The sequence below is a fragment of the Microlunatus sp. YIM B11417 genome (assembly GCF_059617205.1).
In genome coordinates this window covers 15,461-39,382 of the sequence record NZ_JCAMPJ010000007.1, presented here as the reverse complement: position 1 = coordinate 39,382, position 23,922 = coordinate 15,461, and the positions used below count along the sequence as shown (strand labels likewise).

The window sequence follows — 23,922 nt, the reverse complement described above, 5'->3', positions numbered from 1 at the left end:
CTCAGCCCCGGCCCACGTACTCCGTGATGCCGGTGTAGACGCCGACGATCGACTTCAGGTACGGGTCCGAGGTGACCGTGAAGAACCGGGCCGGGCTCAGCGCGACGCTGGACGGGTTGGCCTGGTCGAACGTCGGGGCGCCGTGGATCGCGGCGTCGTAGATCAGGATCTCCTTCTCATCGCCGATCCCGCGTTCCGGATGCCGCAGGATCCGGCCCAGGGTCGGCCGGCCGGAGTTGATCTTGCGGCCCGGATCGCCGTAGGTGAACAGGATGCTGCCGCCGCGCAGGCTCAACTGGTGGTGCGACGAGGCCGGCAGCCCGCTGTCCACGGGGGTGCTCCAACTGCGGCCGCCGTCGTCGGACCAGGACAGGTAGGCGATGTTCCGTGACGTCCGCAGGATCGACAGCAGCGTGCCGTCGCGCAGGACGGACAGGTTGGGTTCCTGGTAGTCCAGGCCGGCGGTCCGGCCGATGAACGCCTCGCCCTCCTTCGGCCAGGTCAGGCCGCCGTCGGTGGACCGGACCACGGTCGCCGGTCCGCTGCCGCCCTCGGGCAGCCTGCCGTACAGGGGCACCAGGAGGTCGCCGTCCGGCAGTTCGACGATGGGACCGTGGGTCGCCGCGTGACCGGCGTAGTAGGCGCCGACGATCACGTCCGACGGGCCGGACATCGCGGTGCCGACCTGGACCGGCTCACTCCAGGTGGCACCGCCGTCGGTGGACCGGGCGACGAAGGTGCCGACCAGGGTGGCCGGCTTGCCGGGGTAGCCGGTCCAGTCGGTCCGGAAGAAGTTCATCAGGATCGTGCCGTCGCGCAGCTGCACCAGCTTGGGATCGCGGTCGTCGATCGCGGTGTCGACGGCGACCCTCGGGGCCGACCAGGTGCGGCCGTCGTCCGAGCTCTCCACGACCAGGATCCGGCCGTCCTGGGCGATGTGGCTGACCGAGTCCCGATAGCCGACCAGCAGCCGGCCGTCGTCGAGCTTGATCATGTCGGGGAAGAACGCCATCCGGCCGGACGGGGCGGACGCGACGATGACCGGGTCGGTCCGGGTGCCGGTGCCCGACGCGGTGCTGGGCTGCGCCTGGGCGGTACGGGCGCCGAGGGCCACGGTGGTGGCGCCGGCGGCGATGGAGGTCAGCAGGGTACGGCGGGGCAACGGCATCTCTGGCTCCCTCGAGGCTGGCCGGACCCGTAGAACCACGGCCGGCGTCCGATGCCACCATGACATCTGGCACGCCGTTCCATGTCAACGAACTGCGCTGGCCTGCTCACCCTCCGGGCGCCCGCCCGGGTCAGTCCTGCATCGCCTCCGCGAGCGCGATCAAGGTCCGGACCGCGACGCCGGTACCACCGGACGGCGTGTACCCGTACGCCTCGCCGGAGTTGAAGGACGGCCCGGCGATGTCCAGGTGGGCCCAGCCGATCCCCTCGGCGATGAACTCGCGGAGGAACGCGGCCGCGGTCAGGGCACCTCCGGCCCGGTCAGTCGCGGTCGACCGCAGATCGGCCACCTTCGAGTCGAGCTTGGCCCGGAACTCGGCCGGGATCGGTAGCTGCCAGAAGGACTCGCCTGCTGCCTCGGCCGCGTCCAGGACCCGGTCCGCGGTCTCGTCGTCGGAGGCCATCAGTCCGCTGACTCGGTTGCCGAGGGCGACCACGCAGGCGCCGGTCAGGGTGGCCACGTCGACGATCAGGTCCGGCTTGTCCTCGCCGGCGCGGACCAGCGCGTCGGCCATCACGAGGCGGCCCTCCGCGTCGGTGTTGCCGTTCTCCACCGTCTTGCCGCCGTACATGGTGAGCACGTCCGACGGCCGGTACGAGGTGTCCGACGGCAGGTTCTCCGCCAGCGCCGCGTACCCGGTGACGGTCACCCGCAGGCCGAGCCGCGCGATTGCCGAGACGGCGGCGAGGACGGCGGCGGCACCGGCCATGTCCGACTTCATCGTGTACATGCTGTCGCCCGGCTTCAGGTTCAGGCCGCCCGAGTCGAACGTGATGCCCTTGCCGACCAGGGCCAGGTGTCCCTTCGCGCCGCGCGGCGTGTAGCCGAAGCGGACCAGCCGCGGCGGCCGGGACGAACCGCCGCCGACCGCCATGATGCCGCCGTAACCACCCTTCTGCAGGGCCTTCTCGTCGAGCACCTCGACGGTCACCCGGGTGTCCCGGACCAGGTTCCGGGCGTCCTCGGCGAGGCTGTCCGGGTAGAGCAGGTTGGGCGGCAGGTTGACCCAGTCGCGGGCCTGCGCGACCGCTCCGGCGATGGTCCGGGCCCGGTCCAGCAGCGGGCCGGTGCCGGACAGCTTGGCGTCGTTGATCACGGTCAGCTGGTCGATCTGGGCCGGCGCGACCTTGCCGGAGATCGGCTGGTAGCGGTAGCTGCCGAGCAGCGCGCCCTCGGCGATCGCCTGCAGGGTCTCGGGATCCTCGGCCGGCAACGCCAGCGCGACCGACAGCGAGGCTTCCTCGGCCAGACCGCCGGCCTGCCGGACCGCGGCACCGGCGAGCTTGCGCAGCCCCTCGGGCGTCGGGTCGCTGTCGCCGAGGCCGATGATCAGCAGCCGCGGGCCGTCGCCGGCGGCGGGCAGGATCGCGGTCCTGCCCTCGTCGGCCTTGGCGCCGACGGAGCGGGCGAGGTCGGTCACCGAGACGCCGTACCGCTTGGTCTGGGCCCGCTCGATCGCTTCCGGTACGGCGATCGCGCCCGAACCGCCCAGCCCGACGATCAGCACGTCACAGCTTCGGGGCAGGGTCTTGGCCAGGTCGATCGACGGCAGGGTGGGGGCGGGCAAGGTGAATCCTTTCGTCGGCAGGAGAACTGCTCGCCTCAGGTTACCGTCGGGGGCGGATCCGCTGGCCCGGTGCGGTAGGTTCGCGACGTGACCAGGGGTGAGATCGATCCGATCCGATCGCCGTTGCACGACCGGCATGTCGCGCTGGGCGCGAAGTTCGCGGAGTTCGGCGGCTGGACGATGCCGCTCGAGTACGCGGGCGCGGGCGTGCTCGCCGAACACGCCGCTGTCCGGGACGCGGTCGGCATCTTCGACGTCAGCCACCTGGGCAAGGCGACCGTGTCCGGGCCGGGTGCGGCCGAGTTCCTGAACCGCTGCCTGACCGCCGACCTGGCCAAGATCACGCCGGGCAAGGCGCAGTACACCCTGCTCTGCAACGAATCCGGCGGGGTCGTCGACGACCTGATCGCCTACCTGCGGTCGCCGGACGAGGTCTTCCTGATCCCCAACGCGGCCAACTGCGCCGAGGTGGTCCGGATCCTCGCCGAGGCCGCCCCGGAAGGGATCACGGTCACCGGCCGACACCAGGACTACATCGTGGTGGCCGTCCAGGGGCCCCACTCGGACGAGGTGCTGCGCAACGCCGGGTTCGAGGCCGGGCACCCGTACATGTCCTTCGTGGTCGCCGATCACGAAGGCGCCGAGGTCACCGTGTGCCGGACCGGCTACACCGGCGAGCGCGGCTACGAACTGGTGGCGCCCTCGTCGGTCGCGCTCTCGCTGTGGGACCGGGTGATCACCGCCGGTGAGCCGTACGGGCTGCAACCGGCCGGTCTCGGGGCGCGGGACACGCTGCGGACCGAGATGGGCTACCCGCTGCACGGCCAGGACATCTCGCCGGTGATCACGCCGGTGCAGGCGCGGCTCGGCTGGGCGGTCGGCTGGAAGAAGGAGACGTTCTTCGGCGCCGAATCCCTGCGTGCGTTGAAGGAACAGGGCCCGGACCGATTGCTGCGCGGGCTGAAGGCGACCGGTCGCCGGCCTGCCCGGCCGGGGATGGACGTGGTGAAGGACGACGCGGTGATCGGTACGGTCACGTCGGCGACCTTCTCGCCCACGCTGAAGACGCCGGTCGGACTGGCCCTGATCGACACCGCTTACGCCGACGGCGACGTGGTCGGGGTCGACGTCCGAGGCCGTACCGAAGAGTTCGTGATCACCAAGCCGCCGTTCGTCACGCCCGGGGTCCGCGAACCGTGAGGAACCGGATCGTCCAGGTGGCGGTGATCATCGTCGGCTTGTTGATCATGGCCTACCCGTTCACGCTCGGCGCGAGCGAGACGCTGACCTGCCGCGGCGAGCCGATGGCACCCGGCTCCGTGTGTCTGAAGGCGGACGGCAGCGAGGCGGAGAGCTACGCCGACCGGCTCTCCAAGGCGGCCGTGGCGCGGCCGATCGTGATCGGCGCCGGCGCCCTGCTCGCCGCCTTCGGCACCTACCTGCTGGTCACCGACCTCCGCCGCAAGCACACCGCCGCGCCCTGACGTTCGGCCAGTCCGCGCCATGGTCGGTTTTTCACGTTGCGTGAAAAACTGGCGCTCTACCAGAGAAGTATCTGTGGTAAAGCGAGAGGAAACCTGGTGAAGTCCGACCGGGATCAGAGGTCGAAGACCGTCGGGGCCTCGAGCGGCAGGGCCAGGTGGATCCGGCGCCGTTCATGATCAGTGATGTCCGGCAGATCCGCGACCGGGAACCAGGCCACAGCGGTCGATTCCTCGTCGCCCACGGCCGGTTCGCCGGAGACCGGGCTGCACCGGAACACCGTGGTGACGAACTGGCATTGATCACCGTTCGGGTAGGTCACCGGCGGATGGGTGGTGATCAACACGACCCGGTCGATCCGCGCCGTGATCGAGATCTCCTCGGTGATCTCCCGCAGGATGCAGGTCGCCGGATGCTCGTCCGGTTCGACGATCCCGCCGACGGAGGCCCACCGCCCGGTGTCGGCGCGGCGGCCGAGCAGGACCCGTTCGGCGCCCGGTTCGCCGTCCACGATCACCCCCGAGACTCCCGGGAGCAGCAACAGTTCGTTGCCGATCTTGGTGCGCAGGCGGGCGATGTATTCGGGCGTCGGCACGAGGTCAGCCTAATCGAACGGCCTGGGATGCCCGGGCCGGCGGTTGTTGATCAATGGCAGGAATGCCCCGAGGCGTCGCCGTGGCTGCCGCAGCCACAAGCGGTCCAGCCGTCCGCCAGTGGGCCGAGGTCGTCGTCGCGGCCGGCCCTGATCCGTGACCACTGCGCGGTCGGGCGGCCGTCGTGCTGGAACTGCCCGCCGAGCTTGCCCCACCGCTGCGGCCAGCCTGCCGGCGAGTCCTCCCAGGTCTCCTGCCGGCCGTAGACGGTGCGGTCGAGCAGCCCGTACGAGGGCGCCATGATCTCGTTGCCGCGGCTGGTGGTCCAGTACGTCTCGAAGACCCGGTCGCCGTCGCGCAGGTAGCAGACCAGGATGCCGAAATGGCGGCCCGCGATCAGCCGGTCCGTCGAGGCGGGCGGCACCGCGTACCAGGGGACGGGGTAGTCCATGAACTCCCGGTACCGGGCGGCCTCCCCGTACGGTCCCTCGGCGAAGACCGCGTAGCTCACGTCCCGCGAGTGCAGGTAGCCGAGCTCGGTGACCTGAGCCGTGGAGAACGTACTGCCCTCGCACTGTTCCCCGGCGGGCCGGCCCGGGTGCCACATGTGGAAGTACGCGATCAACAGGGATCGGCGCTCGAAGACGTCGATCAACGGCACCTCCCCGTCCGGTCCGGTGAGCGGGGTGCGCGGATCGACCTCGACCATCGGCAGCCGACGTCGTGCCGCGGCGATCGCGTCGCCCTCCCGGGTGTGCGCCTTCTCCCACACCAGCAGGTGGTCGACGTCGGCTTGGAACGCCGCCCGGTCGACGATCTCGGGCCGCGCCGCGTTGTGGGGTTCGATCACGGGTCGTTCGGTCATGGGTTCACGCCTTTCAGAGGTTGCCGTCACCAGCTCTACGAAGAGGCGGACCCGATTCGGACAGCGGCGGTGAACTCAGGACGACTCGGCTCGGCGGACCGGGGGCCGGCGCAGCCAGGTGGCCCAGCGCCAGAGCCATTCGATCGGGCCGAACCGGAAGTGGCGCAGCCAGAGGTTCGACCAGATCCCTTGCAGGACGAGGATCACGGCGGCGATGCCGATCACGGTGCCCGTCGGCCAGGTCTCCGGCCGGTCACCGACCAGCCGGCTGATGATCAGGACGAGCACGGTGGCGGTCAGGTAGTTCGTCAGCGCCATCCGGCCGAGCGGGGCGAAGATCGCGCGCAGCGCCGGGCCGAGCCCGGTCCGCAGGAGCAGCAACAGGATGCTGACATAGCCCCCGGCCAGCAGCAGCCCGGCCACGATCGAGGCCGACCCGAGGTCGGGCCGGGTCAGTTGCCACCAGGCCGCCGGCACCGCGCCGACCACGCAGCCCAGGCCCACGGCCAGCGGGACCCGGGTCGATGACTCGAGGCGATCGATGATGCCGTAGCGGACCAGGGCGGCGCCGGCCAGGAAGAGCCCGGCGATCAGGGTGAACCGGCTGTCGCCGATGACGAGTGAGACGCCGACGAGGATCGGCGCGAGCACAGCGACCAGCCGGCGTGGCAGCCACGACGAGGGCAGCAAGATCAACAACCCGAGGATCGCGTACGTGGACAGGATGTCGCCCTGCCAGAGCAGGAAGAAGTGGGCCAGCCCGATCGCCAGGAGCACCAGCAACCGGCGCAGCAGGACGAGCCGCGGGTGACGCGCTCGGGGCCCGGCGGACTCCAGCAGCAAGGAGAAGCCGATGCCGAACAGGACCGAGAAGATCGGGAAGAACCGATGATCGACGAACAGGCCGAGGAAGTCCGGGCCCGTGTTCTGCGGATCGGTGAGGAGCGCCGGGCCCCGGTTGGCGATGGGCTGCACGTTGGCGAGCAGGATCCCGCAGAGCGCGAAACCCCGGATCACGTCCAGGGCGTCGATCCTGCTCCGTCGATCCTGCTCGGGAAGTGTGGCGGTGGGTGAATGACCGGCATGAGGCATGCGGTCGATCCTGATGGCGGGCGCCGCCACCGACATCGGACCGCAGCCCGGATCTCGGCGCCGTGATCGTACTTTCGGTCAGGTTCGCCGACGCCGCCGGCTTTGTAACCTTGGCCTCATGATCAGGTCCGAGCGGCTGACCGACCGTGTGATCGATGCCGGCTTCGGTGTGATCTTTGTTGTGGTGCAGGCCTTCTGGGTCCTCCGGCTCGCGGACAGTTGGGGTGGCCTGTCCTGGCTGCTCGATGTCGGTGTGGCGACGACGGTGGCGGTGATCGCCCTGGCACGACGGCGCGGCCGGGCGATCGCGGCGTACGTCGGCAGCGGAGTCGCGGTGGTCGCACTGGTGATCGCGGCGGTGGCCGGGCTCCCGGCCGAACCGGGTCCCGGCCTGACCCTGGCGCTGGCCGTTCTCACCGGCTCGGCCGTCCGCCGGTTGCCGGGGTCGACCGCGGCCGTCGCCGCCGGGGCCGGGTTGGTCGTGGTCGCCGGCAGCCTGGCCTTCCAGCGCACGGGATCGCCGACCGTGCCGCCGGTGACCGTCCTCGCCGGCCTCGGCTGGCTGGCCTCGGTCGCCGCCGGGCTCGGGCTGCGCCTGCAGGACGAACACCACCGTGCCGCGGCGGAGGAGGTACGCCGGGACGAGCGGCTGAAGCTGGCCCGGGAGCTGCACGACGTCGTCGGTCACCACGTCGCCGGCATCGTCCTGCAGACGCAGGCGACCAAGATCATCCGGCACCGGCAGCCGGCCCGGTTGGACGAGTCCCTGGACGGGATCGAGAAGGCCGGCCGGGCTGCCCTGGACGCGACCCGGCGCGTCGTCGGGGTCCTCCGCGAACCGGACCTTCCGGCCGCCCGCGTGCCGGGACCAGGGCCGTTGGAGGAGCTGATCGAGCGTTTCTCCGGGCTCGGCGCCCCGGTGCGCCTCCGGCTGCCGGACGATCTCCAGGACTGGCCGCCGGAGTTGATCAACACCGTCCACCGGATCGTCCAGGAGTCACTCACCAATGCCGTCCGCCACGCGCCGGCCGCGAAATCGATCATGGTCGAGGTCACTCGGGACCGGCGCATGATCACGGTCGAGGTCGTCGACGACGGGCCGCGGTCGAGCCGGACGGAGCCCGGCGGCTACGGACTGCTCGGCCTCCGGGAACGCGTACAGGCCCTCGACGGCACCCTCACGGCCGGCCCCCGCGGCGGAGTTGGCTGGGCCGTCCAGGCCACCCTTCCGCTCCCGGCCGGAGCAGCCCGGTGACCATCCGGGTGTTGGTGGCGGACGACCAGGCGATGGTCCGCACGGCGCTCCGGCACATCCTGGACGACCAGCCCGACCTGACCGTGATCGCCGAGGCCGGCGACGGGGCCGAAGCCGTGGAACTGGCTCGCCGGCTGCGACCGGACGTGTGCCTGGTGGACATCCGGATGCCACGCCTGGACGGCCTCGAGGTGACCCGGTTGCTGGCCGGCCCCGACGTGCCCGAACCGCTCCGGGTCGTCGTGGTGACCACGTTCGACCTCGACGACTACGTGTACGGGGCGCTGCGCGGCGGCGCGACCGGCTTCGTGCTGAAGGACGCCGGCCCGGGTGTGCTCGTCGAGGCCGTCCGGGCCGCCCACGCCGGCGACGCCCTGGTGTCGCCGTCGGTCACCGTACGGTTGCTGCGCCACCTCGTCGCCCCGGTCCCTGGCTCCGACCACCCCCTGTCCGACCGGGAACTCCAGGTCGCGCGCGCCATCGCCCGAGGCCGGACGAATCAGGAGATCGCCGCCGGACTGTCCATCTCGCTGAGCACCGTGAAGAGCCACCTGACCGCCATCCACACCAAGATCGGCACCCGGAACCGGGTCGAGATCGCGGCCTGGGCCTGGCAGAACCGGCAGGTCGGCTGACCGGGCGGGCGGCGGTCAGCTCCGTACCGGAGCGGCGGTGGTCCGACCCGTAGCGAAGACGGTCCGGAGGATGCGCCGGTCGCCCCTGAACTCGGCCGTCGCGAGGGCCTGCTTGACGGTGAGCCCGCCCGCGGCGAGCGCCACGATGACGTCCGGTGCGGCGGTGAGCAGAGCCTGCGGCTCGTCCTCGGAGCGGACGAAGGCCCGGGGACCGTCCTCGTCCAGGCGCAGCACCATGCGGAAGCCGTCGGTGTCGATGCCCAGTTCGACGGGTGGGCTCGCGGTCACGGCCCGCAACAGCGCGGGCAGGGCGAGCGTCAGCCAGCGCGGCTGGAACGCATCGTCGCCACGGCCCGACGCCAGCAGCGGCGCGCCCCACCGGCCGAGCGCCTCCATCGGTTCCCGAAGGCCCTCGCCCCAGGGGGTGAGCGCATAGGCGACGCCGGCGTCCTGCAGCCTGCGCTCGACGATCCCGTTCTCCTCCAGGGTCCGCAGCCGGGTCGCCAGCAGGTTCGTCGCGATGCCCTCGAGCGAGACCTTCAGTTCGGTGTAGCGCAGCGGGCCGGGGAGCAACTCACGCACGATCAGAAGGGTCCAGCGGTCACCGACGACGTCCAGCGAGCGCGCCAGAGCGCAGAACTGTCCGTAGCTGCGGGAGGCCTTCGCCGCGTGGTTGACTTTCTCCATCACAGTTGATTCTATCAAGCTCCCGTGCGTTCGGCGAAGGAGATCGTGGTGGAGTTGAGCATCAGCTGGTTCGCCGTGGCCGCCGCGATCGTGGTCGGGATGGTGATCGCCTGGGTCTGGTACAGCGACTGGGGACTCGTCGGTGCCGCCTGGCGGAAGCTCACCGGCGTGACCAAGGCGGACTCCGTGAGGGCCGGCAAGGGTCCGTTCGTGATCTTGGTGGGATCGATCATCGTGACGGCCCTCGCCCTCGCCCTCGCCTGCGCAGTCGCGGCGAGGTACTTCGGCGGCGGCTCGCCCCGGATCGAACTGGTCGTCGGGTTCGTGGCCTGGCTCGGCTTCTCGGCCTCCACCCTGGCGCAGCACAACGGCTTCGAGCAGAAACCGGCAAGGCTCACCGTGATCAACTCCGCGTACCAGCTCGTGCTGTTCCTGGGCATGTCCCTCGTGATCGGGCTGCTCCAGTAGCCGTAGCAGCAGCCGCGCCGCTGTTACGGTCGGCGGATGGACCTCACCCCCGAGATCACTGCCTGGATCAGGTCGGAAACGGGTGCCCGAGTGAGCGGCACCCGACCCCTTTACACCTGGCGCCCGGGCGCACCGCAGTTGATCGATCTCGACGACGGGCGGCAGACGGTGCTCCGGCAGGCGCCCGAATCGGTCGGCCGGCATGGCGGTTTCGTCCACGAGTCGGCCGCGATGATCTTGGCCGAGGAGCACCAGGTGTCGGCGCCGCGGCTGATCGCGGTCGACCTCGACGGGTCGGTCGCCGGCCGCCCGGCGCTGCTGATGACGGCGGTGCCCGGGACGAGCCGCATTCCCGGTACGGCAACGCTGGAGCGACTCGAGGCGTTCGGCCGCGGCGCTGCGATGATGACGCGGATCCGTACCGAACCCACAGCGGAGCTGCCGACCGTGACCGGGCCGATCGACGTCGGCGGCGGCGCCGCCGCCCGTCGGCTGGCGGTCCGGTGGGAGGCCGCCACCGAGCCGGAACGGCAGGCGATGGTGGACGACCTGTGCGCCGCGACCGGCTGGGAGCCGGAGCGGGCGCGCCGGACCATCCCGCATCCCGAAGGCGGTCGGTCCCGGCTCCTGGAGGAGGCGGCGGAGCTCCTCGATCGGCATCCCGTGCCGGCCGGTGAGCCGGTCCTGGTCCACGGTGACCTGTGGCAGGGCAACACGATGTGGGACGGCGACCGGCTGACCGCGCTGATCGACTGGGACTCGGCCGGCGTCGGCCACCCGGGCATCGATCTCAGCTGCGCCCGGCACGATGCCGTGCTGTTCTTCGGCGCCGAGGCGGCCGGCCCCGTCCTGGACGGCTGGGCGCGGGAGACGGGGGCGCGGCCGGATCCCGCGACGCTCGCGTACTGGGATGTCCGGGTGGCCCTGAACACGACGGCGGACATGGTGAGGGGGATGGACGTGGCCGAGAGCTACGGCCGGCCGGACGTCACCCCGGAGCTGGCGGCTGCGCGGCGGGACGCTTTTCTCGAGGCCGCCCTGCGGATCCTCAGCTGAGGGGTGGCCGGTCCACGTCGAGGCTGATCGGCGGCTCGGTCCACCGATCCGCGGCCGGGTCGGCAGGGTCGAGGTGCCAGCGGTGGGTCGTCTCGCCGGTCCGCACCTCGATGCCGCCGGTGATCAACTTCAGGCCGGTGAGGTCTGCCGGGCCGAGGGGGAGAGCCGAGGCGAAGAGGGCTTGGGTGCCGACGACGCGTTCGACGGTGCTGGCGCAGGTCTGGTGCGGTGGGTTGTCGGGCGTGACGGCGGTCAGCAGTTCGTCGGCGCCGGCATGCCAACGGGTGAACGGCCGGCCGTCGTCGGTGAGGACGTAGTCGGTCCGGCCCGCCGGGTCGGCGGCGCGGCGGACCCGGGTGAAGTGCGGCAGCAGCATCCGGTCGGTCGCCGGGCGGCCCGGGTCGTCGGTGACCAGAGTGCCGCGGACGTGGGTGATCAGGTCGATGCTGTGCCGGTGGTCGGCGTCGACCAGCACCAGGTCGAGCAGGTAGTCACCGAGTGCCGGCGGGGTCATGATCAACAACCGCCGCAGTGTGACGCCGGCGTAGGCGGCCACCGGCGCCGGGTCGTCCTGGTGCCAGAGCACCTGGACGCCCTCCGGATCCGGCTCCGCGCCGAACGCCACCTGGGCGTCGATGATGCCGAACGCGTCCTCCGTCACCGGGCGGTGCCCGAGCAGCGTGCCCTTGATCGGCGGCTGGCTGATCCGGTCGATCAAGATCGTCGAGTGGGACCAGGTCTGCACGTACCAGGGCCGGTGCAGCGGATTGGTGTACGCGACGCAGCCCGGATCGGCGATCACCCGGGCGCCGTTGATCATGACGTCGATCTCGAGCTTGTCCGGCTGGCCGTGGCCGCCGCCGTGCGGCCCGTACTTGAGGAACACGCAGGTGTCCGGCTCGCCGCCGTCCGTTGCGGTGGGCCGGCGCAGGATCGCGTACCCGCTGTCGGGCAGCACCCGGCGGCGCTCGACCGGCCAGGCCTCGACCGGGCCGGACGCCGGTGCACCGCCGCGGCCGAAGATCAGGTACGTACTGCTGGCCCGGTCGAATCCCTGGCTGAGCGGCGATTCCAGAAACCGATCCAGCGCCGCGGACCGGCAGACCCGGGCACCGCGGACGTAGAGATCGCTGCGCAGCGCGAGGCCGGGAGCCACGGTCAGCTGGGGGTTGCCGTCGTTGAACGCGGGCACGGTCAGGTCGTCGCGGGCGGTCTCGATCGGCGTCAGCAGCATCCGCTCCAGCGTGTCCGCGGCGTCGGTCTCGATGCCGAGCGCCCGGTAGCTCTCGACGGCCGCGAGCACCGCGGTCAGCATGTAGAAGTGGTAACCCGGCGCGCCCTCGTACCACCAGCCGTCCGGCAGCACGCCGTCGGCGAGCTGGTCCCGGATCCCGTGCCGCCGGTCCAGTGTCGCGTACGCCAGCGAGCGATCATCGAGGACGACGGCGAGCGAGGCCAGCCCGGCCAGGTGCCACACCTCGATGTTGTGGGTCCGGTTCATCAGCTGGTCCGCGATCACATCCGCCATCGGCCGGAACAGCTGCTCCATGATCGAAGTCTGTTGATCATGGGTGAGCCGGTCCGCGACCAGCGCATAGCTACGGGCCAGGACGGTGGCCGAGACGGCCTCCTCCAGACTCTGCGCCATCAGCCGGCCCTGGCCGACCTTGTCCCCGTGCAGCGGCAGCCCGCCGTACACCTCGGCCAGCCCGGTCAGGATCTCCACGGCCCGCTCGGCGTCGCGGTCCGCGCCGGTCACGGCGGCGGCCAGCGACGACGCCGCGAGATGATCAAGGAGCCGGTTGTTGCGCACGCAGGCCCAGCCCGAGTCGAACTGCTCGCCGCTGACCTCATGATCGAATTCGGCGCAGTAGTGCCGTTCCGGCTGGGTCTCGTCGAACTGCAACGCGCCGCCGTGCTCGGGGCAGTAGTAGTTGTGGCCCCAGCCGGACAGCCGGTCGGTGACGCCACGGCCGGTCAGCGTCGACGCCAGCGAGGCATCGGCGGCGGCCCGGACCGTCCGCCAGGCGTCGGCGTAGCCGGGATCGGTGTCGCGGCCCGCGAGCGAGAGGTCCAGGGCGTGCAGGAAGAGTGACATGGCAGTAGGGCTCCAGTCGGAATGATCAGCGGTCGGTGGAAGACGAGGCGGGGTCGTCCCGGACGAGCCGGGCCACGCCGATCCGGGAGTCGGCCATGCCGTAGAAGACGTACGGCACACCGTCGATCTCCTCGATCGCGGTGGGGAAGACGACGTTGGGTACGGTCCCGGACCGCTCCTCGTCGGTCTCGGCGGCCAGTAGCGGCTCGGCGGTCCGGCGCAGCACCCGCCACGGCTCGTCGGCGTCCAAGATCATCGCGCCGGCCGCGTAGTTGACCCGCTGCTGCGGCTCGAAGGCGTTGCCGATCTCGCCGGTGACGCCGTGGTGCACGATCAGCCAGCCTTCCGGCACCCGGCTCGGCGGCGGACCACCGCCGATCTTGAGTTCCTCGAAGGCGTACTCGGGTCCGGCGACGTACCGGTGCCCGCGCCAGCGGGTCAGCGCACCATGATCATGAAGCGCCTCGGCCAGCGAGACGAAGGAGATCCAGATCGCCTGACGCGGATCGTCCAGCCACGCCGGCGGCCGGCTGCCCTGCCCGGGCCGGATGTCCTCCAGCTCCCACATCGGCCGGTGCAGCACCGCCAGACTCTCGGTGCCGTCCGGTGCGATGACCGGCTCCGGGAAGAAGACGGTGTCCTTGTTCGGAAAGAGATTGAGGTCGAGGTCGAGGGTGTCGTCGTAGTCGTAGTGGACCGGGCCGAGCCTGGTCCAGGTCCGAAGATCGACCGAGGTGGCCACGGCCGTCCGCGGGCCCAACGGCCCGTACGCGACGTAGGTCATCACGTGCCGGCCGAGTTCGTCGATCCAGGTGATCCGCGGGTCCTCGGTGCCGGCGTTCGCCGCGCCGCGCTCCCAGGAGCGGTCCGGCGCCAGCACCACGCCCTGCCGCTCGACGCCGGTCGGCAGGCCGTCGTTGATGATCACCCGGGCCAGCCCGACCCGGGACACGTTGCCCTCGGCGACCAGGCGGGGGAGCAGGTAGAGCTCGCCGTCGGGACCGCGCCCGCTGCCGGGATTGAGCACACCCTCGACCTCGTTCGGGTCGCCGGGCTGCGGGTTCATGATCACGCCGACCCGTTCCAGCCGGTAGGGAAAGGTCACGCTGTTGCTCCTGGGTGGTCGGGTGGTGGGGCCGTCGAGTCCCGTACCAGCAACTCGGCGGGTGGCAGTTCCGGTCGATCCGGGACCGGTTCGCCGGCCAGCCGGGAGCAGAGCAGCCGGGCCGCCTCGACGCCCCAGCGGACCGGATCGGTGCGGACCGTGGTCAACGGGGGATTGAGGTACTCGGCCAGTTCGATGTCGTCGAAGCCGACGATCGACATGTCCTCGGGGACCCGTACGCCCTCGGACTGCAGGACCTTGAGACCGGCCACGGCCATCGGGTCGGAGCCGTAGACGACCGCGGTCGGCCGGTCCGGCGCGGCCAGCAGGGCGGCCGTGGCCGCGGCGCCCGACGCTGCGGAGAAGTCACCCTGCCGGACCAGATCGGCCGCCAGCCCGGCCCGTTCCATCGCCCGCCGGAACGCCTCCAGCCGGCCCGCGCCGTGAACCATCCGGACGTCGCCGGTCACGTGGGCGATCCGCCGATGGCCCAGCCGCACCAGGTGTTCGACGGACGCGGTGACTCCGTGAGGATCGTCGAGATTGACCGACGGCAGGTCAGTTCCGGGCTGCGGTGGACCGACCAGGACGGCCTCGGCGCCGAGGTCGGCCAGCAGCGCGGGCCGCGGATCGTCGATCCGCAGGTCGGTCAGGAAGAAGCCGTCGGCGCGGTTGCCGGCCAGGTTGCGGTAGGCGTCGCGTTCCGCGTCCGCGTCGGGCACGACGCTGAGCAGCAGGGACCAGCCGCGGGTGCTCAGCACCGACTCGACGCCGGTGATGAACGAGGCGAAGAACGGGTTCGAGTTCAGCACCGACGGGTCCCGGTGCACCACCAGCCCGAGGGTGAAGGTGGTCCGCAGGGACAGCCCGCGGGCGTACTGGTTCGGGATCCAGCCCAGTTCGGCCGCGGCGTCGAGGACCCGCTGCCGGGTGGCCACGGCAACCCCGGGGCGGTTGTTCAGGGCCAGCGAGACCAGGCCCTTGGACACTCCGGCCCGGCGCGCCACGTCCTGGATCGTCACGTTCTGCATAGATGCAGTCTCAGCCACCGTTGCGTACGTCCAGCGCCTGCTGCAGTTCGTCCCGGATGGTGTCGCCGCCGTTCTTCTTCCAGGTGGCGACGGCACCGGCCCATTCCGACACCGGCTTGCGGCCCTGCAGGATGTCGGCCTCGAGGTCCTCCAGGACGCCACCGAGCTGGGCTCCCTTGCGGCTCTGGGTCTGGCTGAACAGGCCGTGCGCCGGGTTGCGGACGCCGTTCGGCACCATCGACTTCATCACGTCGTACTCGAGCTGGACCGCGTCCGCCTTGCCCGGCGCATAGAGCGGCCACGGCCCCTCGGCGAGGTAGCCGAGGCTGAGCGGGGTCTCGATCTTGCCCTTCTCGGTCAGGACCGGGTCGGTGCCCTGGAGCTCGTGGTGGACGCCGGGCGCGCCGAACGACTTGTACAGGTGCTCGGCCGTGCCGAACGGTGCCGCGAGGTAGTTCAGCACGCTGAGCAGGGCCTCGGCCCGGGCCTCGGACCTGATGCTGATCGCGGTGATGTTGTGGCTCGGCGAACCCAGCCAGATCCGGGCCGGTCCGCCACCCTCGGCCAGCGGCGGCGGGTAGGCGGTCACCTCGATCCGGTTCGGCTCGGCCAGCTGGGCGAACCCGTGCCAGGCGCTGAACGTGTCCTCGACGAACGTGGTGGTCCCGTTGGCGATCCAGGTCTTGCGCTGGTTCTGGTCGACGGCGAAGGCATCCGGGTGGACCAGCTTCTCGGCGACCAGCTTCCGGCCCGCCTCCAGCGCCTCCTGCTGCCGTTCGCTCTCGTACGCACTGGTCAGTCGGCCGCCGTCCTCGGCCCAGGCGTTGGGGATCCCGAACATCTGCCGGATGGCCGCCATCGGCACCGCCGCGAGGGCCCAGGTGTTGACCTTGCCGCCGGTCGCCTCCCGGAACAGGGTGTGGCAGGACTCCCAGGAATCGGGCGCGGCGTCGAGCCCGCGCGCGGCCAGCAGATCCTTGCGGACGTACAGGATGCTGCTGAGGGCTGCCCCGCGTGGGATCGGGACGCCGAAGATCTTGCCGCCGTAGACGGTCTGCCGCCAGCTGTCGGTGGGGACGTTGGCCAGGAACGGGTACTTCGCGACGCCGTCGCCGGACAGCAGCGGGGTCAGGTCCACCGCCATCTTGGCCAGCATGGCCGGCAGCGACGGCAGGTCCATAGTGAAGCTGAACAGGTCGGGAAGTTGATCACCCGCCACGGCGGTCTGGAACCGGTCGGTGAAGTCCGCCCGCGGGACCAGCTGTACCGAGAGCGGGAGGCCGAGCCGTTCGTTGAGCCCCTGCCAGAAGGCGTTCCGGCCCACGGCCGGTGGCGGCGGCGAGCCGGACATGGTGAGCGCGGCGACCGGCTTCCCGTCTCCCGGCGGGCCGTCGGTGGCCTTCACCGGGTCGGCCGGGTAGGCCAGGAACGCGTCGCTGACGCCGTCCGCGCCGAGCAGATCGGGTTTCACTCCCTGGTACGGGACGTGGTTCGGCAGCTTGACGGCGTCGTTCTCGGCCTGCGAGCCCTCGGCACCGCCGCGGCCCTCGTTGCTGCAGCCGGCCAGCGCGGGCAGTCCGACGGTGCCGATGGCGCCGGCGGCGACGCCGGTCCGGAGCAGCTGCCGGCGGCTGATGTACGACGACTTCGTCATGATCGGGCTCCCTCGCGCCTGCGTTTAAACCGGTTTAGACGGCAAGGTAGGCGGGCCTGGGGAGCGTTGTCAACACCCCGGTTCAGCCCGCGGCCGACCGGCGTTGCGGAGGAATCAGGCCGAGGGCGCCGCCGAGCAGGAGCGCGACGCCGGTCACGCCGAGCAGTCCGCCGATCAGGTCGCTGAGGTAGTGCTCGGCGAGCACGATGCGGCTACCGCTGACGATGATCACGGCGACGGCGTCGACCAGGAGCACGATCCGGCCCAGGGTGCTCGGGAAGTGGGCCACCATCAACGCGGTGACCGCCACCAGGGCACCGAAGACGATCGCGTGGCCGCTCGGGTAGGTGGAGTTCGGCTGCTGCACCGGTCCGGGGCGCGCGATGATCTCCTGCAGGACCAGGAGGAGCGGGCATGCGGCCAGCACGGCGAGGCAGCGCGGGACGGCTCGCCGGAACGTCGGGCGGTCGGTTCGGGCGGCGCGGACACAGACGATCACGAGCCCGGTCAGGATCACCAGGACCGGTACGGCGCTGCCCAGCTGGGCGAGCTGCGCGGCCACGGTGCCGGGCGGGGCGTAGAGCAGGTCGGTCAGCCGCAGGTCCAGCGGCGGCATGGCGGACCCGCGCTGCAGCAGGCCGGCCGTGATCATGACGATCAGGGCGGTGCCGCCGGCCAGGACCGCGGACAGGCGGGAGGGGTACGCGGGGGTCATGCGGTCAAGCCTGCGGTCGCCGTTCGGCGGAGGCATCGGGGAGGAGCCCGGTGTTTCCCCGGCAGACCGACCGGTACACCTTGTTGATCTTGGTCAGGAAGGTGGTCGGTTCGAAGATCACCCGGTTGACCCGGGCGGCCCGGCAGGCGGCGGCCACCTGTTCCGGAGCATCGGCGAGCTCGACCAGCCGTTCGGTCAGCGCCGACTCTTCTGGACCGTCGGTCAGCAGTCCCGAGCCGCCGGCGGTCCCCTCGGTCAGCCGCGGATCGCAGTGCAGCACCCCGCGGCCGACCAGCACCGCCTCGACGATCGACATCGGCTGGTTGTCGAAGCCGTACGAGGTGAGGGCGAGCAGGTGATGATCATGGAGCAGGTCCGGCACCTCACCGTGCGGCCGGGCGCCGAGGAAGGTGATCCCCTCGACTCCGGTGGCGATCCGCCGGGCCGCGGCGAGCTGCCGGCCGGCGCCGGCCACCGTGACACTGAGCCGGCCGGGCCCGGACCGGCGGATCGCCTCGACGGCAGCCCGGACGAACGGCAGGATCCGCTTCTCCGGGGTGCACCGGCCGAGCCAGATGATCTTGACCGGACGGTACGGCAGCGGCGGCTCGGTCGGCTCCGGTGCTGCCGCGAGCGTGTTGGGCAGCACCTCGACCCGGCCGATCCCGGCTTCCCGCAGCCGGTCGGCCTGATGCGCCGAGGGGGAGATCACCACGGTGGCCCGGCGGGCGATCCGCCAGGTCATCGCGCGGAGCGCCGACTCGCCGGGCCGGTCGGCGAGCCTGGGTGCGGCATCGGACGGCCCGCCGGTGAGCCTGCGATGGAAGCCGGTCACCGCGGCGGCGAGAGCTTGCTGGGCCGGGAAGCGGGTCTGCCAGAAGAACGTGTGCACGGTGTGCACCACCGGCACGCCGAGTTCCTCGGCGACGTCGATCGCGGCCGCCGCCAGCCCGAACTCCGAGTGCAGGTGGACCACGTCGATCCGATGATCACGCAGCCAGCCTCGCATTCGGTCCCGTACCTCGGGGGAGTTCATGATCAACGGGAGTCGCAGCCCGGGCAGCGTGCCGCGGCTCCGGACGCGGAGGACCGGAACGTCCTGCGGCAAGGTCGGTGCCGTCGGTTCCTCGGGAGCGATGATGATCACCGGCCGGCCGGCGCCGGCCAGCACGCGGGCCTGCTCCAACAATGCCGTCTGGGCGCCGCCGAGATAGCCGAGCTGATAGTCGCAGACGATCGCGACTCGCGTCGGCGCCGTCACCGGAGGGCGGCCGGATCGCTGCTGAACAAGTAGTTCCGGCCCGCCGTGGTCACCTCGGTCACCGGGGTCCAGCGGCGGTCGCGCCAGGCCAGCATCGTGTAGCCGCGCCCGCGCAGCGAGGCGGCGACGCCGGCGGCGGTGCGGCCGTACTTGTCCAGGTGCCGGTCCTCGATCTCGAGCAGCAGCAGCGGCCGGTCCCGGGCCAGCACCTCACCGGCGCCGGCCAGCACGGCCGGCTCGAATCCCTCGACGTCGATCTTGAGGAAGGCGACCCGTTCCACCTCCTGTTGCCGGCAGACCTCGTCGACCGTCAGCACCGGCGTGGGCAGGCTGCGCGTTGTGGAGAAGGAGATCCGCCGACCGGGCCGGACCTGGCCCGCCTTCAGGTGGGCCCAGCCGTGGATCGGCAGCCCGAACCGGTACGGCAGCACGAGTTCTTGATCACCGGCGACCGGGCCCAGGGCCGCGCGCCTGATGATCACCTGACTCAGCCGGGTCCGCCGGTGCAGGGTGCTGAGGATCCGGTGCGGCACCGGCAGCGGTTCGAACGCGTACACCCGGCCGGCCGGGCCGACCAGGTCGGCCAGCGGGAACGTGTACAGGCCGTAGCCGGCGCCGATGTCGAAGCAGACGTCGCCGGGCCGGACGAGTTGATCAAGGCCGAGGAGTTCCGGCTCGGCGATGCCGAGGGCGGCGCTCCCGCGGATCACGGCCGCGGCCCCGTTCGGGCGGCGGGTGCGCAACAGCTGGTCGGTGGACATGTCTTCCGAAGCTAGAAGCGGACTGCCGCGGTCCCCATCCCTCCCGGGAGCGCATTCCCGGCCGGCCGGTTCACCCCGCGGAGCCAGCCGCCGTTCAGCTTCGGTGGTCCTGGCTGGTCTGATCCGCCGGGCGGCGGGGGAGTCTGGCCTCCACGCGGAACCCGCCGTCGCCGGTCGGGCCGAGGTGCAGGGTGCCGCCGGCCGCGGTCACCCGCTCGCGCATGCCGGTGAGCCCGTGCCCCGGCGCGGTCGGTCGCACCGGCCGCGGCGGCGCGTCGTTGATCACCTCGATCACCAGGCCGTCGGCGTCGGTGGAGATCCGGACGACTGTGGCCGCGCCGGGCGCGTGCCGGATCACATTGCTCAGCGACTCCTGGACGACCCGGTACGCCGTCGTACCGGCTTCGGCTTCCGGGTCGCCCCGGCCGTCGGTGATCAACTGCACCGCGACGCCGGCCGCTCGGGCGGACTCGACCAGCTTCGGGACGTCGGCCAGGCCCGGCATCGCGGGCGGGGCGGCGCCGCGGAGGACGTCGAGCAGCTGGCGCAGCTCCTGCAGCGAGGCCCGGGCCGAGGCGCCGATGCTCTGGAACTCGTCCACGACGTCGGGCCGGCCCGGATCGAGGCGGTACGGCGCGGTGGCGGCCTGGACCGCGATCACCGACATGTGGTGCGCCACCACGTCGTGGAGTTCGCGGGCGATCCTGGTCCGTTCCTCCAGGACCCGGCGCAGCCCTTCCTCCTCGGCGATTCTGGCCCGGGCGTGATGGCGGTGCAGCTGGAACCGGCCGAGCACGGCGGTCAGCACGGTCACCAGGACCAAGATCACGGCACCGCGGGACACCTCGCCCTCGCTGAACTCGGAGCCGAGCTGGCCGAACGACTCGACGACGAGGGTGATCACCACGGCCGGGTAGCAGAGGCCGGGCCGGGTCGCGAGCGCGACGGCGTAGATCACCGGAAGGTGCGCGGTGGCCTGGATGGCCAGCCAGCTGAACGCCTCGAGCTCGACGTCGGGCAGGAACAGCCGGTCGACCGGCAGCAGCACCAGCAACGACGGCAGCGACAGCGCCCAGCCGAGCACCGGCCGGAACCAGACCACGGCCACCGGTGCGGCGAGACCGGCGCCGACCAAGATCGACACGGGGACGGCGGCGGCGTTCGGTTCGCGGTAGCCGAGCCCGAAGAAGGCCGCCGAGGCGACCAGGAACAAGATCACGGCGATGGCGAGGAACGGCCAGAACGGGATGAACCGGTCGAGGCCGCGGCCGCTCATCGCGCTCCGGGCGTCACCAGCCCGCTCTCGTACGCGAACACGACGGCCTGCGCCCGGTCCCGGAGCGCGAGCTTGCCGAACAGGCGGCCGACGTGCGACTTCACCGTCTCCTCGGCGATGCTCAGTTCCGCGGCGATCTCGGCGTTGGACCTGGCCTGAGCGATCAAGGTCAGCACCTCCAGCTCCCGCGTGGTCAGGGTCCGGAGTCGTCCGGTCAGGGCGCGGTCGGCGGGCCGGCGCGCCGTCATGTCCTCGATCAGCCGCCGGGTGATCGAGGGCGCGAGCAGGGCGTCGCCGGCCGCCACGACCCGGATCGCGGCGACCAGGTCCTCCGGCGGCGAATCCTTGAGCAGGAAGCCGCTGGCGCCGTACCGCAGTGCCGCGTAGACGTAGTCGTCGACGTCGAACGTGGTCAGCACGACGATCTTGGGCCGGTGCCTCGACTCGGGCGCGAGCAGCTGCCGGGTCGCCTCGATCCCGTCCAGCTCCGGCATCCGGACGTCCATGATCACGACGTCGGGCTTGAGCTCGCGGACGGCCCGCACCGCCGCGGCACCGTCGGAGGCCTCGCCGATCACCGTGAGATCGGGCTGGGCCCGCAGCAGCGAGGCGAACCCGGCGCGCACCATCGCCTGATCATCGGCCACCAGTACGGTGATCATGAACGGCCTTTCGGAGTCGGTACGGTCAGCGGCAGCTCGGCCAGGACCCGGAACCCGCCGTCGTCGGTGGGCCCGGCCTGCACCGTACCTCCGATCGAGACGGCCCGCTCGCGCATCCCGGTCAGGCCGTGCCCGCCCGGCCGAGGCTCCGCCGTCAAGGTGGGTGGATCGTTGATCACCTCGACGGACAGCACAACTTGATCACCGGTGACCCTGATCGTGGTGGCCGCTCCCGGAGCGTGCCGGACCACGTTGCTCAGCGCCTCCTGGACGATCCGGTACGCGGCGTACTGCAGGTCGGGTCCGAGGGCGGGCGGCGGGTCCATGATCAACCGGACCGGAACCCGGGCGGCCCGGGTCGACTCGACCAGCTTCGGGAGGTCGGCCAGGGCGGGCGTCGGCGGTGTCGCGCCGCGCAGCACCTCGAGCACCTGGCGGAGCTCCTGCAGGGACTCGCGGGCCGACGCACCGATCGACCGGAACTCCTGATCGACCTCGGCCGAACGTTCCGCGGCGATCCGATAGGGAGCCGTCGAAGCCTGGACCGCGATCAGCGACATGTGGTGGGCCACCACGTCGTGCAGCTCACGGGCGATCCGGGTCCGTTCCTCGAGCACCCGCAGCTGGCTCTGCTCCTCGGCGATCCGGATCGTCGCGTTGCGCCGCTGCAACCGGGTCCGGCCGAGCACCACGGCCAGCACGGTCGCCAGCGTCCAGATCACGCCGCCCTGAATCACGACGCCGGCGCTGTAGCCGAAGCCCTGCGGGATCGCGGAGAGGCCGGCGATCATGGTGATCCCGACCGCCGGGTAGCAGATCGCCCGGGGTGCGGACAACGCGACCAGGTAGATCACGGGGAGATGGGCGGCGAGCTGGTTGGCCAGCCAGGGGAACGGCGTCAGGGTCTCCGGGAACAGCAGCCGGTGCACCGGCAGGAAGACGATCAACGGGATCAGACCGAGCGCCCAGCCGAGCATCGGGCGGTAGCGGGCGACGGCGACCGGGGCGGCGAGCACCAGGGACGCGGGAACGGCGGCGAGACCGTAGCCGAGGCTGAACCCGTACACGGGAAGGTTGAGCAAGACCAGGACCGCGGCGAAGACGGGGAACGGCCAGCGAGGCACCAGCGGCCGGGCGTTCGCGGCCAGGGTGGCGAGCGGGACCCGGACGGCGGCGACCCGGGTCAGGTACCCGCCGACGGCGCCACGCAGGTTGTCCACCACGCCGTTCAGCTTAGGAGGCGGTGCCCGACGCCGCCCTCCTAAGATCGCGTGCGTGAGGTTCTTCTTCGACGCCCGCTACATCCGGACCGACTTCCACGACGGGATCAGCCGGTACAGCACCGAGCTCGGCCGGGCCGTCGCCGCGCAGGCGCCGGTGACGTTCTTGGTCAGCGATCCGGGGCAGCGCGCGTTGTTGCCGGAGGGCGCGGAGACGATCATGCTGCACGGGCCGACGTCGGCGCTGGAACCGTTCACCGCGCTGCGGCTGAACCGGCACCGGCCGGACGTCGTGTTCACCCCGCTGCAGACGATGGGATCGCTGGGCCGCCGGCACAAGTTGATCTTGACGCTGCAGGACATCATCTACTACCGGGACCCGACGCCGCCGACGAACCTGCCGCCGCACATCCGGCTCGGCTGGTGGCTGTTCCATCAGGCCTACTGGCCGCAGCGGCTGGTGCTGGACCGGGCCGACGCGGTGGTCACGGTCAGCGAGACCTCGCGGTCCTACATCGAGAAGTACCGGCTGACCCGGCGCCCGCTCACCGTGGTCAGCAATGCGCCGTCGCCGCTGCTCAGTGTTCCCGAGCCGGGCACGATCGGTCGTGATCTTGTCTACGTCGGCTCCTTCATGCCGTACAAGAACACCGACGTGTTGATCAAGGCGCTGGCCCACCTGCCCCCGGACTTCACGCTGCATCTGGTCAGCCCGATCAAGGCGGACCGGGAGGCGGAGCTGGCCGCCATGATCCCCGAGGGCCGGACGGTGATCTTCCACCGCGGCGTGACCGAGGCCGAGTACCTGGACCTGCTCGGCCGGGCCTATGCGCTGCTCACCGCGTCGAAGGTCGAGGGCTTCGGACTGCCGATCGTCGAGGCGCAGCGGGCCGGCGTGCCGGTGATCTGCAGCGAGACCGACATCTTCACCGAGGTCGCCGGCCCGGAGGCGCTGTTCTTCTCGCCGGACGACCCGGTCGCTCTGGCCAAGCAGGTCGAGACCCTCGACGATCCGTCGGTACGGCAGCGGATCGTCGACACCGGTCGCGCCAACGCCGCCAGGTTCTCCTGGGATCGCAGCGCGACCGTCCTGCTCGACCTGGCCCGTTCCCTCTCCAGCCGGTAGATCCGCCCGGTCAGGGGGTTGTCGGCAGTGGGCCCGGGATGGGAGATTTTCTCCATCGAAGTTGCGGGTTGGGTTACTGCCTGGC

The 23,922-nt window shown here is 71.4% G+C and carries 23 protein-coding genes; 7 read left to right on the top strand and 16 right to left on the bottom strand.

From position 1 onward, the window contains the following. Nucleotide 1: 1 nt before the first annotated feature. A complete protein-coding gene (locus AC6CCG_RS26505) occupies nucleotides 2–1,168 on the bottom strand; it encodes a sialidase family protein (protein WP_496657766.1) in 1,167 nt (388 codons plus the stop codon). 130 nt (nucleotides 1,169–1,298) lie between these two features. Next, the gene (locus AC6CCG_RS26500; protein WP_496657765.1) at nucleotides 1,299–2,795 is read right to left on the bottom strand and encodes a leucyl aminopeptidase; all 1,497 of its coding nucleotides are present in this window, start codon (nucleotides 2,793–2,795) and stop codon (nucleotides 1,299–1,301) included. Nucleotides 2,796–2,882: 87 nt separating this feature from the next. On the opposite strand from AC6CCG_RS26500, the gene gcvT reads away from it, so the two are divergent. Both gcvT and AC6CCG_RS26490 read left to right on the top strand, forming a co-directional pair. Beyond that, a complete protein-coding gene (gcvT, locus tag AC6CCG_RS26495) occupies nucleotides 2,883–3,995 on the top strand; it encodes a glycine cleavage system aminomethyltransferase GcvT (RefSeq protein ID WP_496657764.1) in 1,113 nt (370 codons plus the stop codon). Next, nucleotides 3,992–4,279, top strand: a complete 288-nt coding sequence (locus AC6CCG_RS26490; protein ID WP_496657763.1) for a hypothetical protein — start codon at nucleotides 3,992–3,994, stop codon at nucleotides 4,277–4,279. The genes gcvT and AC6CCG_RS26490 overlap by 4 nt, the downstream gene beginning before the upstream one ends. 113 nt (nucleotides 4,280–4,392) lie before the next feature. Here the strand turns inward: AC6CCG_RS26490 and AC6CCG_RS26485 are convergent, their stop codons facing one another. The 3 genes from AC6CCG_RS26485 to AC6CCG_RS26475 form a co-directional block, all read right to left on the bottom strand. Continuing rightward, on the bottom strand, nucleotides 4,393–4,872 hold the full coding sequence (locus tag AC6CCG_RS26485; protein ID WP_496657762.1) for an NUDIX hydrolase: 480 nt from the start codon (nucleotides 4,870–4,872) through the stop codon (nucleotides 4,393–4,395). A gap of 50 nt (nucleotides 4,873–4,922) precedes the next feature. Next, a complete protein-coding gene (locus AC6CCG_RS26480) occupies nucleotides 4,923–5,735 on the bottom strand; it encodes a DUF899 family protein (RefSeq protein ID WP_496657761.1) in 813 nt (270 codons plus the stop codon). Between the two features lie 75 nt (nucleotides 5,736–5,810). Next, on the bottom strand, nucleotides 5,811–6,827 hold the full coding sequence (locus AC6CCG_RS26475; RefSeq protein ID WP_496657760.1) for a DUF418 domain-containing protein: 1,017 nt from the start codon (nucleotides 6,825–6,827) through the stop codon (nucleotides 5,811–5,813). A 118-nt stretch (nucleotides 6,828–6,945) separates the two neighbouring features. Between AC6CCG_RS26475 and AC6CCG_RS26470 the strand changes: the two genes are divergently transcribed. Further along, complete coding sequence (locus AC6CCG_RS26470) at nucleotides 6,946–8,082, top strand: sensor histidine kinase (protein ID WP_496657759.1); 1,137 nt, start codon at nucleotides 6,946–6,948, stop codon at nucleotides 8,080–8,082. Further along, entirely contained in the window at nucleotides 8,079–8,717 is a 639-nt protein-coding gene (locus AC6CCG_RS26465; protein WP_496657758.1) for a response regulator, read from the top strand. Before AC6CCG_RS26470 ends, AC6CCG_RS26465 begins: the two co-directional genes overlap by 4 nt. Before the next feature lie 15 nt (nucleotides 8,718–8,732). Here the strand turns inward: AC6CCG_RS26465 and AC6CCG_RS26460 are convergent, their stop codons facing one another. Continuing rightward, on the bottom strand, nucleotides 8,733–9,404 hold the full coding sequence (locus AC6CCG_RS26460) for a winged helix-turn-helix transcriptional regulator (protein ID WP_496657757.1): 672 nt from the start codon (nucleotides 9,402–9,404) through the stop codon (nucleotides 8,733–8,735). A 48-nt stretch (nucleotides 9,405–9,452) separates the two neighbouring features. Between AC6CCG_RS26460 and AC6CCG_RS26455 the strand changes: the two genes are divergently transcribed. Together AC6CCG_RS26455 and AC6CCG_RS26450 are read left to right on the top strand one after the other, a co-directional pair. Then, entirely contained in the window at nucleotides 9,453–9,872 is a 420-nt protein-coding gene (locus AC6CCG_RS26455) for a DUF1761 domain-containing protein (protein ID WP_496657756.1), read from the top strand. Between the two features lie 36 nt (nucleotides 9,873–9,908). Then, the gene (locus AC6CCG_RS26450; protein WP_496657755.1) at nucleotides 9,909–10,928 is read left to right on the top strand and encodes a phosphotransferase family protein; all 1,020 of its coding nucleotides are present in this window, start codon (nucleotides 9,909–9,911) and stop codon (nucleotides 10,926–10,928) included. Here AC6CCG_RS26450 and AC6CCG_RS26445 read toward each other — a convergent pair. The 10 genes from AC6CCG_RS26445 to AC6CCG_RS26400 form a co-directional block, all read right to left on the bottom strand. Next, a complete protein-coding gene (locus AC6CCG_RS26445; protein ID WP_496657754.1) occupies nucleotides 10,921–13,026 on the bottom strand; it encodes a heparinase II/III domain-containing protein in 2,106 nt (701 codons plus the stop codon). The two genes, AC6CCG_RS26450 and AC6CCG_RS26445, sit on opposite strands and share 8 nt — an antisense overlap. A 25-nt stretch (nucleotides 13,027–13,051) precedes the next feature. Continuing rightward, entirely contained in the window at nucleotides 13,052–14,131 is a 1,080-nt protein-coding gene (locus tag AC6CCG_RS26440) for a glycoside hydrolase family 130 protein (protein WP_496657753.1), read from the bottom strand. Continuing rightward, complete coding sequence (locus tag AC6CCG_RS26435) at nucleotides 14,128–15,162, bottom strand: LacI family DNA-binding transcriptional regulator (protein WP_496657752.1); 1,035 nt, start codon at nucleotides 15,160–15,162, stop codon at nucleotides 14,128–14,130. Before AC6CCG_RS26435 ends, AC6CCG_RS26440 begins: the two co-directional genes overlap by 4 nt. A gap of 10 nt (nucleotides 15,163–15,172) precedes the next feature. Then, entirely contained in the window at nucleotides 15,173–16,816 is a 1,644-nt protein-coding gene (locus tag AC6CCG_RS26430) for an extracellular solute-binding protein (RefSeq protein ID WP_496657751.1), read from the bottom strand. An 82-nt stretch (nucleotides 16,817–16,898) separates the two neighbouring features. Next, nucleotides 16,899–17,531: a phosphatase PAP2 family protein gene (locus tag AC6CCG_RS26425; protein ID WP_496657750.1), complete on the bottom strand. Its 633-nt coding sequence runs from the start codon at nucleotides 17,529–17,531 to the stop codon at nucleotides 16,899–16,901. A gap of 4 nt (nucleotides 17,532–17,535) precedes the next feature. Beyond that, nucleotides 17,536–18,792 carry a glycosyltransferase family 4 protein gene (locus AC6CCG_RS26420; RefSeq protein ID WP_496657749.1) on the bottom strand — a complete coding sequence of 419 codons (1,257 nt, stop codon included), beginning with the start codon at nucleotides 18,790–18,792 and terminating at the stop codon, nucleotides 17,536–17,538. Beyond that, nucleotides 18,789–19,553, bottom strand: a complete 765-nt coding sequence (locus AC6CCG_RS26415) for an FkbM family methyltransferase (RefSeq protein ID WP_496657748.1) — start codon at nucleotides 19,551–19,553, stop codon at nucleotides 18,789–18,791. Before AC6CCG_RS26415 ends, AC6CCG_RS26420 begins: the two co-directional genes overlap by 4 nt. Before the next feature lie 94 nt (nucleotides 19,554–19,647). Continuing rightward, nucleotides 19,648–20,829 (bottom strand): sensor histidine kinase, encoded by a 1,182-nt coding sequence (locus AC6CCG_RS26410; protein ID WP_496657747.1) that lies wholly within the window; start codon nucleotides 20,827–20,829, stop codon nucleotides 19,648–19,650. Then, nucleotides 20,826–21,491, bottom strand: a complete 666-nt coding sequence (locus AC6CCG_RS26405; protein WP_496657746.1) for a response regulator — start codon at nucleotides 21,489–21,491, stop codon at nucleotides 20,826–20,828. The genes AC6CCG_RS26410 and AC6CCG_RS26405 overlap by 4 nt, the downstream gene beginning before the upstream one ends. Continuing rightward, the gene (locus AC6CCG_RS26400) at nucleotides 21,488–22,714 is read right to left on the bottom strand and encodes a sensor histidine kinase (protein ID WP_496657745.1); all 1,227 of its coding nucleotides are present in this window, start codon (nucleotides 22,712–22,714) and stop codon (nucleotides 21,488–21,490) included. Before AC6CCG_RS26400 ends, AC6CCG_RS26405 begins: the two co-directional genes overlap by 4 nt. Nucleotides 22,715–22,766: 52 nt before the next feature. Here AC6CCG_RS26400 and AC6CCG_RS26395 point away from each other — a divergent pair, with 52 nt between their 5' ends. Continuing rightward, nucleotides 22,767–23,837: a glycosyltransferase family 4 protein gene (locus AC6CCG_RS26395; RefSeq protein ID WP_496657744.1), complete on the top strand. Its 1,071-nt coding sequence runs from the start codon at nucleotides 22,767–22,769 to the stop codon at nucleotides 23,835–23,837. Nucleotides 23,838–23,922: the final 85 nt, after the last annotated feature.

Coding starts and splice junctions, on each gene's coding strand:
- AC6CCG_RS26475 (WP_496657760.1), bottom strand. CDS start 6,827: ATGCCTCATGCCGGTCATTCACCCACCGCCACACTTCCCGAGCAGGAT.
- AC6CCG_RS26470 (WP_496657759.1), top strand. CDS start 6,946: ATGATCAGGTCCGAGCGGCTGACCGACCGTGTGATCGATGCCGGCTTC.
- AC6CCG_RS26405 (WP_496657746.1), bottom strand. CDS start 21,491: ATGATCACCGTACTGGTGGCCGATGATCAGGCGATGGTGCGCGCCGGG.
- AC6CCG_RS26460 (WP_496657757.1), bottom strand. CDS start 9,404: ATGGAGAAAGTCAACCACGCGGCGAAGGCCTCCCGCAGCTACGGACAG.
- AC6CCG_RS26505 (WP_496657766.1), bottom strand. CDS start 1,168: ATGCCGTTGCCCCGCCGTACCCTGCTGACCTCCATCGCCGCCGGCGCC.
- AC6CCG_RS26415 (WP_496657748.1), bottom strand. CDS start 19,553: ATGTCCACCGACCAGCTGTTGCGCACCCGCCGCCCGAACGGGGCCGCG.
- AC6CCG_RS26450 (WP_496657755.1), top strand. CDS start 9,909: ATGGACCTCACCCCCGAGATCACTGCCTGGATCAGGTCGGAAACGGGT.
- AC6CCG_RS26430 (WP_496657751.1), bottom strand. CDS start 16,816: ATGACGAAGTCGTCGTACATCAGCCGCCGGCAGCTGCTCCGGACCGGC.
- AC6CCG_RS26445 (WP_496657754.1), bottom strand. CDS start 13,026: ATGTCACTCTTCCTGCACGCCCTGGACCTCTCGCTCGCGGGCCGCGAC.
- AC6CCG_RS26425 (WP_496657750.1), bottom strand. CDS start 17,531: ATGACCCCCGCGTACCCCTCCCGCCTGTCCGCGGTCCTGGCCGGCGGC.
- AC6CCG_RS26410 (WP_496657747.1), bottom strand. CDS start 20,829: ATGAGCGGCCGCGGCCTCGACCGGTTCATCCCGTTCTGGCCGTTCCTC.
- AC6CCG_RS26480 (WP_496657761.1), bottom strand. CDS start 5,735: ATGACCGAACGACCCGTGATCGAACCCCACAACGCGGCGCGGCCCGAG.
- AC6CCG_RS26435 (WP_496657752.1), bottom strand. CDS start 15,162: ATGCAGAACGTGACGATCCAGGACGTGGCGCGCCGGGCCGGAGTGTCC.